The sequence below is a fragment of the Larkinella fluvii genome (assembly GCF_051857545.1).
GTDB lineage: Bacteria > Bacteroidota > Bacteroidia > Cytophagales > Spirosomataceae > Larkinella.
Map to the genome: position 1 here is coordinate 591,280 of NZ_JBPZHB010000005.1, position 15,379 is coordinate 606,658.

Consider the following 15,379-nt stretch of genomic DNA (forward strand, 5'->3'; position numbering starts at 1 on the left):
ACGCGTCAGTCCCGGCGGAGAACCGCACCGTAAACCGAATACTGTAAACCGTAAACCGCTATTCATATCCCGGATTCTGGACAAGTTTAGAATTCCGGCTTATGACGGTTTCGGAGAGCGGGAACAGCAGCAGGTTGGTTTGCCCTTTGCGGTCGGCGAGTGAGGGAACGAGGTCGAACGCTTTGTTGAACCGAACCAGATCCCACCAGCGTTTGCCTTCAAAAGCCAGTTCGAACAGGCGTTCCTTGAGAATGGCGTCGTCGTTGGCGGCTTTGGTGGATGACACGAACCGGTGTTTCTCAAACTGATCACCGTAGGCCCGCTGCCGAATCAGATTGATTTCGGTGGCCGGGTCCTGCCCCAGCGCGTTTTTGGCTTCGGCAATCATCAGCAACACGTCGGCGTAGCGGTAAATGATGACATCGTCCAGAAACCGCCGACCATTCGCATCGATAAAACCGCTGAACTTGGTCATGATCGACGTGTAGAAGGTTGCTTTCCCCTGGGCATCTTTGCCGTAAATTTCCACGAACGATTTGTCCTTGCGTTTGTCGTCCGTCGTAAACTGTTTGCGCATGGTTTCGGAGGGTGCCCACCAGTTCATACCGCCCCCCAGACCAATTTTCTGGAGGGTTGCGGCATCCGTTCCCGGTGGAAGGTCGCTGTCGCGGATGTACATATCGCCACTGTAGTTGTTGATGGCTTCCAGATCCTGGTAGCGCACCGCAAACACGATTTCCTTGTTGCCTTTGTTGGTATAACTGAACACGTCCGCAAAATTCGGCAGCAGGGCGACATCGCTTTTCTGAACTTCCTGCAAAGCCGCCAGAGCGGTATTGAGGGCCGCTTCTCCGCCGTTCCTGCGTTTGGCAATCCAGAGATACACATCCCCTTTCAGGGCATTGGCCGCCGGTTTCGACCAGGCTCCGCGCCGAGTCGGGTAGGTATTGGTGGGGAAAAGCTCCAGGGCTTTGGCCAGATCGTCGGTGATCAGTTTAAACATCTCCTCTTCCGAAGCCCGCGGTTTGTAGATCGTTTCCGGGTCCGACGATTCCGTTGGCTCCAGCAGCAGTGGTGTTCCGCCCCAGGTACGCACCAGCACGAAATAGAGATACGCCCGCATGGTATACGCTTCCGCCAGAATGGTGTTTTTGGCACTTTCTGATGTAAACGCGATGGCTGGTGTGTATTTCAGAATCAGGTTAATGTCGTGGATCACCGTGTAAATCGTCCCCCAGTCGGGGCCGGGCGCGGTAATTTTATGCAGGCGGTTTTGAAAATAGGGGATCCGGAAATCAGCATTCAGGATACCGGTTCCCATGATTTCGCTGCGGGACTCGCCGAGGTAGTAGAGGTTAAAATTGGTGAAGGCCCGGAAACGGGCGTACATCCCACTTTTGGCACCCGTTACGTCTTCCTGCGTTTTCCAGTAGGAGGCCGCCGTGATCTGGCTTTCGGGTTGAACATCCAGTTCTTTGTCACAGGAACACAACAAAGAAATGAACAACAGGGCGATGAGGTTGTTTTTCATGATCGTTTCTTGATTAGAATGACACGTTCAGACCTACGATGAAATTTCTAGGAACCGGATACCGACCGTTGTCCTGCCCCCCTTCCTCGGGATTGAGTCCGGAATATTTCGTAAAATACTTCAGGTTGTTGGCCGTCACATTCAGCCGCAGGTTGCTCAGGCCGAGCTTCGATGTCAGACCGGATGGCAGGCTGTAGCCCAGCGAAATTTCCCGGATGGCCAGAAAATTGCCTTTCTCGAAATAGTAGGAATTCTGCCGGAAGAGGTTGCTCTGCACCTGCTGATCGGCGTAGTAATACCGGGCAATGTCGGTCTGATCGCCCGGTTTTTGCCACGAGCGCAGGATGTCGGTGGAGGCATTGTTTTCGCCCACAAACTGACCGTTGTACAACGCCCGGGTGTAGTTGTAGATGGTGTGCCCCAGTGTGAAATCGGCGCGGGCCGTCAGGCTGAAATTCCGGTACGCCAGCGAGGTGGTAAAACCGCCCGTCACCGTCGGATATATATTGCCGAGGTAGACGCGGTCGAACGAGTTGATTTCACCGTTGCCGTCCACATCGAGCCAGTTGACATCGCCCCCGAACTTCGTTTTGCTGGCCAGTGGCACAATAATATCGCGCGGGGCTGCAGCCGCTTCTTCGTCGGTGGCAAAAATTCCAAGCTGTTTGTAGGCGTAGTAATCACCGATCCGGCCCCCTTCCTGAAGCCCTCCGCGCCATTCGTTTTTGCCCGTTTCGGGGTCATAGACCAGCACTCCGCCGACCCGGTTCCGGTCGTTTCCGTTGTCGGGCAATTTCAGAATTTTCTGCTGGTTGGTGGCAATGTTGAAGCTGGCGTTCCAGTTAAAACCCGACTCCGAACGGATGATCGTTCCCGCCACTTCCACTTCAATGCCCTGATTTTGCAGACTGCCGTAGTTGGTTAGAATGGATTGAAAACCGGTTTCCAGCGGCAATTCCAGGTTGGTGAGCAGGTTGTCGGTGCGTTTCCGGAAGTAGTCCACCAATAGATTCACCCGCCCGTTGAACAAGCCAATGTCCATCCCGACGTCATACGTCTGGGTCTGTTCCCACTTGAGGTTCGAGTTCGGAATGACGGTATTCTGAATGGCCGCCGTGCCGTCATACCGTGACCCCACGCTGTAGGTTCCCTGCGCCTGAAAATCACCCAGTTGCCCGAGATTTCCGTTTACGCCGTAGCTGGATCGCAGTTTCAGCGTGTTCACCACCCGCGCCAGCCCGGCTTCTTTCCAGAATGACTCGTTGTGAATATTCCAGCCCACCGAGGCTCCGGGAAACAAGCCCCACTTGTTGTTCTGCCCCAAATTAGAAGCCCCGTCGTAGCGGGCGTTCAGCGAGAGTAAATACTTCTGGGCGAAATTGTAGTTGGCGCGTCCGAAAAAGCTCAAAATCCGTTGCTGCGTGATCGAACTGCTGACGGCGGTTGGGGTGGCCGAAGCGTTCAAGGTCGGAATAATATCCGTGGAAGCGCCCTGACCCGTTGCCGACAAAGCCGATATTTTCCGGTCGAAATACGAACTACCGAGCATAAAATCCAGCCCGTGCTGATTGAAGCTTTTGGTATAATTCAGAATGGCATCGACCTGCTGCTGCCAGTGCGTCGAGCGGGCTCCGGTGGCTACCCGCGAATCGATGAAGGCCAGCGGGCCGTTCAGATACGATTTTTGAAAGGAGTTATTATTGGTTTCAATGACGTAAAGGGAGGTAGAAGGCTCAAACGTCAGCCCCGGTAGGATGTTCCAGGTCAAACCGCCACCGAGGGTCAGCCGGTAGAGGTGGTTATCGGTCGCATAGCGGTTCAACTGATACAGCGGATTGCCAATGGATCGGTTAAAACCGGGCGACATGGTGCCGTCTTCAAAATACAGTTTGGCTGTGGGCGGCAGGGCCAGCGCGCGCTGAAAAATCTGGTTATCGTTAAAGACCTGGTTGTTGCCCGAATTGGTAAAGTTGGTAAACGCATTGACTTTCAGCTTTTCCCGAATCTTCAGGTCTCCGCTGAAATCAAAGGTAAACCGCCGAAAATCCGTATTGATGGCAATGCCCTGTGATTTGAGGTAGCCGACACCCAGGTTATAACTCCCCTTGTCAGTGCCGCCCATGGCGCCCAGATAATAGTTTTGGGAAATACCGGTTTGAAACAATACATCCTGCCAGTCGGTATTCTTGAAAATCAGGGTTTTGGTCGGATCGGCGGGGTCGGCAATGCTTTCCCAGCCTTCGCCCAGTTTGTATTGATTCTGGGGGGTGAGGTACTGAACCGTCGAATAGGTGCGGTTGGACAGATCGTTTCCGGTGCCGAAACTGTTGGCGAGGGTCAGCACGTTCATGCGTTCCGGAATCTTCTTGGCCGAGTTCAGCACCCCTAACCGACCGTAGTATACGTAGTCGCGGGCCGACATCATGTTGTAGCGTTTGGCCAGTTGCGAAAACGTGGTGTTCTGCCGGAAGGTGATCAGCATTTTGCCGGATTTGCCTTTTTTCGTCGTGATAATCACCACCCCGTTGGCTCCTCTGGCCCCGTAAATGGAGGTAGATGACGCATCTTTCAGGACTTGCAGCGTTTCGATGTCGTCGGCATTGATGTCGTTCATGTCTGACCGGATAACACCGTCGATGATATACAGTGGCGAAGAACCGTCGGGATTGTTGATCGACGTTCCGCCCCGGATGATGACCCGCGGAGCCGCTCCGGGCTGGCCCGTCGTCGTTTGCACTCGCACGCCCGGCAAGGTTCCCTGCAAGGCCGAAGCGGCATTGGCATACGGAATGTTTTCCAACACCTTGTTATCCAGCTTGGAAATCGAAGTCGTTACGGTTTCGCGGGACTGGGAACCGTAGCCGACTACCACCACTTCATTCAGCGTTTTCAGATCAGGTTCCAGCACCACACTCACGTCCGTCTGGTTGCCGACAACGACCTCTTTGGTCTGGTAGCCGATGTAGCTAAAGACCAGCGTTTTGTCGCCGGACGCATTGATCGTGAATTTCCCGTTCCCATCCGTCGTGACCCCAATCTGGGTGCCTTTCACCACCACGGTAACAAAAGGAAGCGGGGCCTGGTCGGCACTCGATGTAACGGTTCCTCTGACCGATTGGGCCTGGGCTTTCGCACCGTATCCCATTACCAGCCAACAACAGAGAACGAGGACTCTACAATAGATTTGGGGCAGTGTCTTCATGGAAGTAGATGATTAGAATCATAGAAGAAAGGAATGGAATCAGGATCTTTGAGCGAATTATATTCTATCTTTACATTTGTCCTACAAATATAATAGTCGTATTTTAATTACAATGAAATTGTATCAAAAAAGATATAGTACTTCAAAAAGTGCCAAAATACCGGGGCATTGCATTACATTTGCACCAAAAAATGAAACATGAATAGTAAATTAGGGTTGCTGGAACCGTTGGAGAGTCTGTCGATGACCGATCGTGTTGAAAATATCCTGCGTGAATACTTTACGGAGAATGCTTTTAAACCCGGCGATGCGCTTCCGAACGAACTGGAAATTGCTCAGAAACTGAATGTCAGCCGGAATGTGGTTCGGGAAGCCCTGAGTCGGCTTCGGATGCTGGGGATGATTGAAGCCCGGCCCCGGCGCGGCATGATCATGTCGCAACCCGATTTGCTGGCCGGGATCGAAAAAGTGTTGAATCCGTTTATACTCAGCCAGAGCAACCAGAAGGATATTTTCGAATTGCGGCTGATTCTGGAAATGGGAATCGCCGAGTTTTTATTTGCCCGAAAAACGCAGAAGGATCTGGACGAGCTGGAGCAGATTGTCGAAAAGCAGAAGACGCTGCCGGTTCTCTCGAAAGAAGACGAGATTGAATTTCACGGCAAGTTGTATGATATGACGGGCAATGAGACGTTCCAGCGGTTTCAAAGCCTGCTATTCCCGGTTTTTGAACACGTTTTTGCTTCTATGACCAACCAGAAAGACAACTACGTGCTTATCGACCCGGTTTCCCACGCCGACCTGTTCAGGATCCTCAAGGACGGAACCCCCGAAGCGTTCCGGAAAGCGATGCACAAACACCTTGAGGTGTATTATAATACGATTAAGAAGTGAAGGCGCGGGAGGGATAATAGAATTATAAATATTAAATGATGAATGTTAAATGTAAAAGTCAAAGAGCGCCTACCACTTTTACATTTAACATTCATCATTTTACATTTAACATTCTCTTCCTTACTTCAAAAATCCGTTTCCGATTTTTTCAGATCCAGTTCTTTGATCCAGATGTTGCGGTAATAGACATCGTGCCCTTCGGCCTGGAGTTTCAGGCCACCCGGCGTATCGGTGATGCCTTTGCCGCCGTCATTCCCGCCGTCGATGCCTGAATTGGGTCCACCCCACACTTGGTTAATTTCCTGGTTGGTATGCACTTTTTTGCCGTTGAAATACATCGTCAGCCGGGCTTTTTCGGTGCGCTTACCATCCTTAAACCGGGCTGCCCGAAAAACGATGTCGTATGAATTCCATTTTCCGACGCCGTTGTAAGCGTGGTACGGTGACGGCGTTTCGTTGATCACAGCCGCCATCCCGTGCGAAGTGGTGTCGCCGTCGAGCACCTGAATTTCGTAGCGGTTTTGCAGATAAACGCCACTGTTGCCACCCGGTTTTAGAATATAAAACTCGATATGCAGCCGGAAATCCCGGAAAGCCTGTTTCGTTACGATGTCGGCCGTGCCGTATTTGCCACCCGCAGCCGTGGGGTCGTTGGTGTTCAGAACCGTGCCTTTCCCATCCGGATCTTTTTCAATGGTCCACTTGATGGGCGGAGTTGCGGCAAACCGGGGGCCTTCCCAGTAGATCCACTTCGAATCGAGCATCTGGCGAGACCCGTCAAACAGGATTTCTGCTCCTTTGGGTGCTTTGGTGCCGACGCCCACCTGAGCCTTAACTGAAACAATTGAATACAAGGCAATTACCAGAGTAAAAAGAAATTTAGAAGCAACCGTCGAAAGGCGAAAAGTAGAATAGTTCATCAGAAAAAGGGGTTTGGAATCGATCCGTAAAGGTCCGTTAAAGATAAGCGGGATTCGGTGAATTATCGATTGGAAATTTTCGATGATCCAATTAATTTACATCGGGTTAACGCGCCGGAATGGAGTAGTTGACCCGCCAATTTTGCTTACTGAATTCTAAACCTACTCCCTTTGAAAATGAAAGATAACGCTTTTACCGTGTCTCGGCGGGATTTTCTGCTGGCGGCTGCGGCCACCGCACTGGCTCCTCCGCTGGTGCTCCAGGCCTCCAAAAGAAAGATCGCTCCAAACGACAAACTTAACCATGCCTGCATCGGTGTGGGCGGCATGGGCTGGGGCGACCTCAACCAATTCGGCAAACATCCGCGGGTCAATATTGTGGCAATCTGCGATGTAGATGCGATCCGGTTGAAAAAGGCTTCCGATGCTTATCCGCAGGCCCGGACGTATACCGACTGGCGCGAACTCCTTGAAAAAGAGGGCGATAAAATCGACTCAGTCAACGTAACCGTACCGGATCATAATCACTTTGCCATTGCCATTCAGGCCATCCGGAACGGCAAACACGTGTATTGCCAGAAACCGATGTGCCACGATGTGGCCGAGGTGCGGGTGCTGACCGAAGCCGCCGTTAAGGCCGGTGTCGTGACCCAGCTCGGCACCCAGATAGCCGCGGGCAAAGGCGACCGCACCGCCGTTCAGTGGATCAAAGAAGGCGCCATCGGCAAGGTAAAACACGCCTATCTCTGCTCCAACCGCCCCGGTGCCGTTGAACATTACCGGCTCATTGGTCCGCGCCCGGCCGAACCCCAGGAAGCCCCCTCGACCCTAAACTGGGACCTCTGGGTGGGCACGGCCCCGATGCGCCCTTTTTCGCCGGACATCTACCACCCGACCAAATGGCGGGCGTGGCAGGATTTCGGTACCGGCTGGTCGGGCGACATCGGCTGCCACATTTTCGACGCCGTTTGGAAAGGGCTGGGACTGAAACCGCCCAAGTCGGTGATTGCCGAAGTGCAAAAATCCTGGGAAGACTCACCCGCCCGGCGGGGTGACACCTGGCCGCAGGGCAACCACATTACGTGGTCGTTTCCGGGCAACAAAATGACCGCTTCCCGCACCCTGCCGGTCGAGTGGTTCGACGGGGAGTTTTACCCACCGAAAGAAATTCGGGCGTTGTTCTCGGAGACCGACTATCCGGCAGAGTCGGCGATGTTGATCGGCACGAAAGGTGCCCTGCTGATTCCGCACGGCAAGATGCCGGTTTTGCTGCCGGGCGATCAATTTAAGAATTACAAAGTGCCGGAGCTGGAAGAACGCAACCATTACCACCACTTCGCGGAGGCTTGTCTGGGTGGCCCGAAAACCGAATCCCATTTTGCCCAATCCGGGCCAATGACCGAGGCTATTTTATTGGGTACCGTAGCGATTCGGGTGCCGGGCAAACTGCTGGAATGGGACGCTGCCCGAATGAAATTTCCGAACAATCCCGACGCCGAGCGCTACCTGAGCCGAATTTACCGCGACGGCTGGCGTATTGCCGGGTTGTAAAGGGCCAGGCAATGCGCCCCCGGTTAAAACCGGGGGCGACAACATGATTCATCCCTACGGGATTCATTTTCCGTAGAAGTGGTCCTGGTTCCTACAAAATGAATCGTCCCTACGGGATTGATTGCCTAAGGTAATTCCGTAGGAATGAATCGTATTGTAGCAGGTTTCAACCCGTTGACGAATGCAACCAATCCCGTAGGGATGAATCATATTATCGCTTCTCCCGCTAACGCCAGTTTGATGTGCGCCAGATGGTGCTGCGTGTGCCAGGCCGACATGGCGATGGCCTGCGCCTGACTGAACCAGAGTTTGCGAACCGGATGGAAGTATTTGATTGCCAACTGCTCATCCGTCAGCGATTTCAGCAGGTATACATACCGGCGCGTGATGCCATCAAACGAAACCAGCGAATCTTCAATCGGCGCGGTCAGCGAATCCGGTGTGGCTACCCAGGCATCCATATTAATCAGGGTGACGACCTCGTAATCAGGCTCGGTGAGGGCTTTTTTCATCCGCAAAAAATGCAGCAGTTGAATGTCGCTGACGTGGTGAATCAATTGCTGAACGCTCCAACTCCCCTCGCGGTAGGTCTTCGCCAGCTCCTCCGGCGACAGGTTTTCGACCAACTCCCGGTAGCGAGCGGGCATGGCTTCAACGATGGCAATCAAGTGCTGCAATTCCGCCGGTGCGTAGCTTTCCTGCGTCGTAAGCGGGCCGATGGGGTATTTCCGGTTTTCCATGGTGGTTCAAAAGCTGTGGTTTTGTATCCGTTGAACCGGCAAGTTCTAAAAAAAGATGGAATGCCTGTTGATCGACAGGCATTCCATTGAAATAAATGGCATGGAACGGACCGGTTTGCACGAAAGGACTCTTTTGCACTCAGATTTGCCCTATTGAAATGCAAAACAAGCTGGTATAGAAAAGCGTATTCTGTTCATAGTCGGGTTAGAATAACAAACGCTTTTTACTATTTTTGTATTCCATCACGTCAAGACCGCATCAGACAGACTATGAAAACATTAGCCATCCTGACCCTCGCCCTCGGAATCTCGCTCAGCGCCGTCGCGCAGGACAATGTGAGCTACCACGGCAAAAAAATAACCGCCGACCACGCGACGCCAACCACCGAGCTGCCCGCCAAAATGGGCGACAAGACGAAACTGGACACCAAAGTGGAAGGCACCGTCGAATCGGTCTGTCAGGTGAAAGGCTGCTGGATGCGGGTGAAAGCCGCCGACGGCCAGGCCATGCTGGTGCGGTTCCGCGACTACGGTTTCTTTGTTCCGAAAGACATTGTTGGCAAAAGCGTCGTTTTTGAAGGCACCGCCGAAACCAAAACCACTTCCGTCGCCGAGTTGCGCCATTACGCCGAAGATGCCGGGAAAAGCAAGGAAGAAATTGCCAAAATCACCGAGCCCGAAAAAGCCATCACGTTTGTGGCCGATGGGGTGATCGTGAAGAAATAAAAAGCCCGATTAAACCGCCTTCGGGCGTTCGATAAATGTGTATCTTGAAAGCCGCAACCTCTGCGGCTTTTTTGCTTTTTAAAATCCAACTGCATGAAAAAAAACTACTTTTCCGCCGTAATTCTTTTCTTATTCCTGACGTCGCCCCTGCTAACGCTGGCCCAGCAACGCACCCTGATTCACTGCGGCAACCTGCTTGACGGCGTTCGCAACGAACTCCAGCGCGAAATGACCGTGGTCGTGGAAGGCACGAAAATTACCGCTATTCAGAAAGGTTATTCCAAACCGGCGGCTTCGGACCGGGTAATCGACCTGAAAAGCAAAACCGTGTTGCCCGGCCTGATCGACATGCACGTCCACCTCGAAGGCGAAACCCGCCGGGGCGGCACCCTCGACCGGTTTACGATGAACGTGCCGGATGTGGCTTTTCAGTCTGCCAAATACGCCCAAACGACCTTGCTGGCCGGTTTTACGACGGTGCGGGATCTGGGCGGCAGTGGCGTCAACGTGGCCTTGCGCAATGCCATCAACCGGGGGCTGGTCGACGGTCCCCGCATTTTCACGGCGGGTAAAACCATCGCCACCACCGGTGGTCATGCCGACCCGACCAACGGCTACCGCAAGGATTTGATGGGTGATCCGGGTCCGCTGGAAGGCGTCATCAACAGCCCCGAAGAAGCCCGCAAAGCCGTTCGGCAACGCTACAAAGACGGTTCTGACCTGATCAAAATCACGGCCACCGGTGGGGTGCTGAGCAACGCCAAAGACGGTTCGGGGCCGCAGTTTACGGAAGAAGAAGTACGGGCGGTGGTGGAAGCCGCCAAAGATTACGGTTTTGCCGTTGCCGCCCACGCCCACGGCGCCGAAGGCATGAAGCGGGCCATCCGCGCGGGGGTGAACACCATCGAACACGGCACAATGATGGACGATGAAGCCATCGAGTTATTCAAAAAGCACGGTACCTATTACGTCCCCACCATCATTGCTGGGAAAGTGACCTCCGATTCGGCCAAAATATTCGGGTATTATACGCCTTTTGTTACGCGCAAAGCCCTCGCCATCGGCCCACTGATTCAGGCTACTTTCGCCAAAGCGTACAAGGCCGGGGTCAAAATCGCGTTCGGTACGGATGCCGGCGTTTTCGTTCACGGCTATAATGCGAAGGAATTTGAGTACATGGTCGAAGCCGGAATGCCACCCCTGGAAGCGATCAAATCAGCAACGATGGTCAATGCCGAGTTGCTGGGGATGAAAACGCAGATTGGCTCGGTCGAAACCGGCAAACTCGCCGACCTGATTGCCGTCGACGAAAACCCTGTCCAGAACATCAAAACCCTGCAACAGGTACGGTTTGTGATGAAAGAAGGGAAAGTGTATAAACAGTGAAATGAGGAATGCTAAATGTAAAATGATGAATGTTAAATGTAAAAGTGCATGGAGTTGAAACACTTTTACATTTAACATTCATCATTTTACATTTAGCATTCCCCTCTTTTAAAACTTGAAATACTCCTTCGCATTGTTGTAGCAAATATCCTGCACCAGTTTGCCGATCCAGTCGATGTCGTTGGGCAGTTCGCCGTTTTCAACGTCGTTGCCGAAGATATTGCAGAGAATCCGGCGGAAATATTCGTGGCGCGGATACGACAGAAAACTGCGCGAATCGGTCAGCATTCCGACAAACCGGCTCAGCAGTCCCATGTTCGACAGCGCGTTGATCTGCTTCTGCATTCCCTCCTTCTGGTCCTGAAACCACCAGCCCGAGCCGAACTGAATTTTACCCGGCATCGATCCATCGTTGAAATTACCGATCATCGTGGCCATCACTTCGTTATCGCCGGAATTGAGGTTATACAGAATGGTTTTCGCCAGTTGATCGCGGTCATCCAGGCCCCCTAAAAACCGGGCCAGCGGACTCGCCTGACGGAAATCGCCGATGCTGTCCCAACCCGTATCGGGGCCGAGGGTCCGCAACGCGCGTTTGTTGTTGTTCCGCAACGCACCCAGGTGGAATTGTTGCGTCCAGCCCTTTTCCCAGTCCCATTCCGCAAACCGGTCGAGCATATATGACTTGAATTGCCGGTTCTCGGTTTCACTCAATGCAACGTTCGACAGCAATTTCTCAAACACGCTGCGCACGCCCGATTCTGTATATGGCTCGGCATAAATCAGTTCCAGACCGTGGTCGGAAAGGCGACAACCCGCCTGGGCAAAGTAGTCATGCCGTTGTTTCAGGCACTCCATAAACGTGTCGAGCGAGCGAATTTCCTGGTTGCAAACCGCTCCTACTCGCGTTACATACGCCTGAAAAACCGCTACGTCGTCGATCGCCATCGCCTTGTCGGGCCGGAACGTGGGCAACACTTTTACCTCAAAACCGTCGGCGGCAATCTTTTTATGGTACTCCAGCGAATCCGTCGGATCGTCGGTGGTGCAGACGGTTTTCACGTTGAAATGCCGCAGCAGTGTGCGGGTCGACATGCCGGGGAGTTGTTCCGTACAGCGGTCATACACCTCGCGGGCGGTGGTACCATTCAAAACCGTTTCGACGCCAAACGGGTTTTTCAGCTCCATGTGCGTCCAGTGGTACAGCGGATTCCGCATCGTGTACGGCACGGTTTCTGCCCATTTCTGAAACTTTTCGTAATCCGACGCATCGCCGGTGCAGTACTTTTCGGCTACCCCATTGGTGCGCATGGCCCGCCATTTGTAGTGGTCGCCATAAAGCCAGATTTGCGTCAGGTTCTCGAACGTTTTATCGGCAGCAATCTGATCGGGTGGCAGGTGACAGTGGTAATCGATGATGGGCATCGCCTTGGCGTAGTCGTGGTAGAGCCGCCGGGCGGTATCGGTCTGGAGAAGAAAATCTTCGTCTAAAAAGGATTTGATGGGTTGATCAACCAGCATGGTCGTACGGGGTTGCGTTCCCCCAACAAAGACTAAGGCGTCGGCTTTTTACCCGTCAACAGGGCATCAAGTACAAACGAACAGCCTGGAAGGTTTTCAGTTTACGGTATTCAGTTTACGGTGGCTGACGCATTTCTTCTTGGCTCACGTCAGCCACCGTAAACTGAAAACTGTAAACCGTAAACTTATTTTTCTCCCACCAAGATACAAAAAACTACAGACTCGACCGCTCGATTCCCAGCATCAGGCCACGGAGTTCGGCGAGTCCGCGCAGTCGTCCGATGGCAGTGTAACCGGGATTCGTCCGTTTTCCGGAATTCAGGTCATCGAGCATTTTGTGGCCGTGATCGGGGCGGAACGGCATTCTGAAATCTTCCAGCCCTTCCTCCTCCCGCCGTCGCTGTTCGCCCAGCAACGCACTGATGACGCCGAACATATCCACATCCCCGTCCAGGTGATTGGCTTCAAAAAAGTTACCTTCTTCGTCGCGTTTCGTACTGCGCAGGTGAATAAAATGAATGCGGTTTCCCAGTCGATCGACCATGCCCACCAGATCGTTGTCGGGCCGGACGCCGTAGGAACCGGTGCAGAAACACAGGCCATTGGCCGGCACATCGACCGCATCCAGCACCATCCGGGCATCGGCTTCCGTACTCACCACGCGGGGCAGCCCCAGAATCGGATACGGGGGATCATCGGGATGGATCGACAGTCGAACGCCCGCGTCCTGCGCAACGGGCGCAATTTCCCGCAAAAACGCGTACAGATTTTCTCGTAACTCCTTATCACCGACGTGTTTATAGGCATTCAGGGTTTCCTGAAACTGCTCCACCGTGTAGCTTTCTTCCGAACCCGGCAAACCTGCCAGAATATTTAACTGCAAACGCCGGGCCGCGGCTTCGTCCAGGGCTTCAAAGCGGTTTCGGGCTTTCAGAAGCTGTTCAGGCGTATAGTGTGCTTCGGCACCGGGGCGTTTCAGAATGAACAATTCAAAAGCCGCAAACTCCGTGGCATCAAACCGCAAAGCCGTCGAACCGTCCGGCATCAGGTAGTCCAGATCGGTGCGGGTCCAGTCCAGCACCGGCATAAAATTGTAGCAAACCGTATCGATGCCACAGCGGCCCAGGTTAACAATCGACTCTTTGTAATTTTCAATGTACTGCTGAAAACCGTCGGAGCGGGTTTTGATGGCATCGTGAACCGGAATGCTTTCGACCACCGACCACGTCAGGCGGTGTTCGCCGGGTGCACCGGCTTCAATGATGGATTTACGGGTGGTAATTTCATCGACGGACCACACCTGTCCGTTGGGAATATGGTGCAACGCCGTTACAATGCCCGTCGCTCCGGCTTGTTTGATGTCGGCGAGACTAACGGGATCGGCGGGGCCGAACCATCTCCAGGTTTGTTCTAATGCCATTTTTTTGCGCGTATTTTTGATTGAAAAAGCAGGCCATTGGATGGCTCTACTCATTTCGCCTTCCGGCCTTTCGATCTACTATTTTTTCGTGACATTTCGGTAAGTTTGGCAAAATTTTGTCTTTATCGCATCGCTAACCCCTTTTCATAATGTCCGCCCCCTCCGGAAATTATCGCTGGCGAATCGTGCTGCTTCTGTTTTTTGCAACGACCATCAACTACATCGACCGGCAGGTGTTGTCGTTTACGATGATCGACGAAACGTTCCGGCGGGAAATGATGGGCAAGGCGGCCGATGAAGCCCTGACGGAAAGTGATCTGGATCAGTTTAAAGTGCTGTATAGTTACGTCGACACGGTTTTCAAGGTGGCCTACGCCCTGGGTTTTCTCCTCATCGGCTGGCTCATCGACCGGGTGGGCACGAAGCGGGGATTTTCCATTTCGATCATTCTCTGGAGCGTTGCCGGCATTTTGAATGCATTCATCGGATCGTTGCGGGGGCTGAACATCGTCCGGTTTATGCTGGGCGTCGGCGAAGCGGGCAACTTTCCGTCGGCGATCAAATCGGTGGCCGAGTGGTTTCCCAAAAAGGAACGGTCGTTTGCGACGGGCCTTTTCAATGCCGGCACCAACGTCGGTATCATTGCCACGGCAGTTCTGATTCCGTGGCTGACCATTCAGTTTGGCTGGCGGTTTTCGTTTGTGGCTACGGGTCTGTTGGGTTTTCTGGTGCTGATTGCCTGGCTCCGAATCTACCACCGCCCGGAAGAACACCCACGGGTCACCAAGGCCGAACTGGCTTATATTCAACAGGATTACGAAGAAGACCTTCCGGAAGAAAAGCTGTCGTGGTGGCGTCTGCTGGGTTTTCGGCAAACCTGGGCGTTCATTGTCGGCAAGTTCATGTGTGACCCCATCTGGTGGTTTTACCTGAGCTGGCTCCCCGATTTTTTCAACAGCAGCGAATCGCTCGACCAGCGGCTCGATCTGAAGAATGTCGGCTTGCCTTTTCTGGTCATTTACATCGTTTCCGATGGCGGCAGCGTGCTGTTCGGGTGGCTGTCGTCCAAGTTCATTCACATGGGCTGGTCGGCCAACCGGGCCCGCAAAACCACCATGCTGATCTGTGCGATTTGCGTGGTTCCAATTTTTTTTGCGGCTCAGACCAGTAGTATTTACGTAGCAATTGCCTTGATTTCTTTAGCGACGGCGGCCCACCAGGGCTGGTCGGCCAATATTTACACGTTTGCGTCGGATTTATTTCCCAAAAATGCCGTGGCTTCAGTCACCGGTATCGGCGGGATGTTCGGAGCGATGGGCGGTATTTTGCTGGCGGCTGTGGCGGGCAATATCCGCGTCAGTCTGGGTTATTTACCGTTGTTTATCATTGCCAGTTCAACCTATCTGATTGCGCTGGTAATCATCCATTTCCTGTCGCCAACCCTGGAGCCGGTGACGAAAAAGGAACTGGAAAGTATCGGTGTTTAAA

11 protein-coding genes are annotated in these 15,379 nt (G+C 53.1%); 5 read left to right on the top strand and 6 right to left on the bottom strand.

The genetic code is table 11. From position 1 onward, the window contains the following. Window positions 1-58 precede the first annotated feature (58 nt). Both ACS5NO_RS15890 and ACS5NO_RS15895 read right to left on the bottom strand, forming a co-directional pair. The gene (locus ACS5NO_RS15890) at window positions 59-1,531 is read right to left on the bottom strand and encodes a RagB/SusD family nutrient uptake outer membrane protein (protein WP_439416077.1); all 1,473 of its coding nucleotides are present in this window, start codon (window positions 1,529-1,531) and stop codon (window positions 59-61) included. A gap of 13 nt (window positions 1,532-1,544) precedes the next feature. Continuing rightward, on the bottom strand, window positions 1,545-4,733 hold the full coding sequence (locus ACS5NO_RS15895) for a SusC/RagA family TonB-linked outer membrane protein (protein ID WP_439416078.1): 3,189 nt from the start codon (window positions 4,731-4,733) through the stop codon (window positions 1,545-1,547). Window positions 4,734-4,931: 198 nt separating this feature from the next. On the opposite strand from ACS5NO_RS15895, the gene ACS5NO_RS15900 reads away from it, so the two are divergent. Continuing rightward, window positions 4,932-5,627: a FadR/GntR family transcriptional regulator gene (locus tag ACS5NO_RS15900; RefSeq protein ID WP_439416079.1), complete on the top strand. Its 696-nt coding sequence runs from the start codon at window positions 4,932-4,934 to the stop codon at window positions 5,625-5,627. Between the two features lie 125 nt (window positions 5,628-5,752). On the opposite strand, the gene ACS5NO_RS15905 is transcribed toward ACS5NO_RS15900, so the two are convergent. Beyond that, window positions 5,753-6,547: a 3-keto-disaccharide hydrolase gene (locus ACS5NO_RS15905; RefSeq protein WP_439416080.1), complete on the bottom strand. Its 795-nt coding sequence runs from the start codon at window positions 6,545-6,547 to the stop codon at window positions 5,753-5,755. Between the two features lie 177 nt (window positions 6,548-6,724). Between ACS5NO_RS15905 and ACS5NO_RS15910 the strand changes: the two genes are divergently transcribed. Next, the gene (locus ACS5NO_RS15910; RefSeq protein WP_439416081.1) at window positions 6,725-8,098 is read left to right on the top strand and encodes a Gfo/Idh/MocA family protein; all 1,374 of its coding nucleotides are present in this window, start codon (window positions 6,725-6,727) and stop codon (window positions 8,096-8,098) included. 206 nt (window positions 8,099-8,304) lie between these two features. Here ACS5NO_RS15910 and ACS5NO_RS15915 read toward each other — a convergent pair whose 3' ends face one another. After that, window positions 8,305-8,838, bottom strand: coding sequence for a YfiT family bacillithiol transferase (locus tag ACS5NO_RS15915; RefSeq protein ID WP_439416082.1), 534 nt, complete (start codon window positions 8,836-8,838; stop codon window positions 8,305-8,307). A 270-nt stretch (window positions 8,839-9,108) separates the two neighbouring features. Between ACS5NO_RS15915 and ACS5NO_RS15920 the strand changes: the two genes are divergently transcribed. Beyond that, window positions 9,109-9,564 (top strand): DUF4920 domain-containing protein, encoded by a 456-nt coding sequence (locus ACS5NO_RS15920; protein ID WP_439416083.1) that lies wholly within the window; start codon window positions 9,109-9,111, stop codon window positions 9,562-9,564. Between the two features lie 93 nt (window positions 9,565-9,657). Further along, window positions 9,658-10,950: a metal-dependent hydrolase family protein gene (locus ACS5NO_RS15925; RefSeq protein WP_439416084.1), complete on the top strand. Its 1,293-nt coding sequence runs from the start codon at window positions 9,658-9,660 to the stop codon at window positions 10,948-10,950. Window positions 10,951-11,058: 108 nt separating this feature from the next. On the opposite strand, the gene uxaC is transcribed toward ACS5NO_RS15925, so the two are convergent. Then, the gene (gene uxaC / locus ACS5NO_RS15930; RefSeq protein WP_439416085.1) at window positions 11,059-12,471 is read right to left on the bottom strand and encodes a glucuronate isomerase; all 1,413 of its coding nucleotides are present in this window, start codon (window positions 12,469-12,471) and stop codon (window positions 11,059-11,061) included. A gap of 214 nt (window positions 12,472-12,685) precedes the next feature. Then, entirely contained in the window at window positions 12,686-13,891 is a 1,206-nt protein-coding gene (gene uxuA, locus ACS5NO_RS15935; protein ID WP_439416086.1) for a mannonate dehydratase, read from the bottom strand. Between the two features lie 149 nt (window positions 13,892-14,040). Here uxuA and ACS5NO_RS15940 point away from each other — a divergent pair, with 149 nt between their 5' ends. Further along, complete coding sequence (locus ACS5NO_RS15940; RefSeq protein WP_439416087.1) at window positions 14,041-15,378, top strand: MFS transporter; 1,338 nt, start codon at window positions 14,041-14,043, stop codon at window positions 15,376-15,378. Window position 15,379 lies beyond the last annotated feature (1 nt).